Origin of the sequence: Staphylococcus sp. HMSC13A10, from assembly GCF_001808005.1 — a bacterium.
In the GTDB taxonomy this organism is placed as follows: Bacteria; Bacillota; Bacilli; order Staphylococcales; family Staphylococcaceae; genus Staphylococcus; species Staphylococcus pasteuri.
Genome location: NZ_KV791832.1, coordinates 1 through 536 on the forward strand (window position 1 = coordinate 1; position 536 = coordinate 536).

1 protein-coding gene is annotated in these 536 nt (G+C 43.5%); it reads left to right on the forward strand.

The window, feature by feature from the left end:
• On the forward strand, positions 1–536 hold a 536-nt coding region (locus HMPREF3125_RS01845; RefSeq protein ID WP_256278046.1), incomplete at both ends, for an Ig-like domain-containing protein.

A 536-nucleotide genomic window follows, 5' to 3' on the forward strand; every position in this document is an offset into this window, starting at 1 on the left:
ACAAGTGAAGATAAAACAATCACAGGAACAGCTGAGCCAAACTCAAGAGTGACAGTGACATTCCCAGATGGCAATACAGCAAGTGCAACAACAGATGCAGATGGTAATTATGTGATTAATATACCTGCAAATGAAGATCTAAAAGGTGGAGAGACATTACCAGTCACAGCGACAGATAAAGACGGTAACCAATCAGATCCAGCGACAACAACAGTAACGGATACAACAGCGCCAGAAGCACCAACTGTAAACCCAGTGACAAGTGACGATACACAAATCACAGGTAAAGCCGAGCCGAACTCAACAGTAACAGTAACGTTCCCAGATGGAACAACAACTACTGGTATCGCAGATGACGATGGTAACTATGTCATCGACATTCCAGCTAACGAAGATCTAAAAGGCGGAGAAACATTACCAGTCACAGCAACAGACAAAGATGGCAACACATCAGAGCCAGCATCAACAGTAGTAACAGACACAACAGCACCATCAGTACCGACTGTGAACCCAGTAACAAGTGAAGATAAAACAAT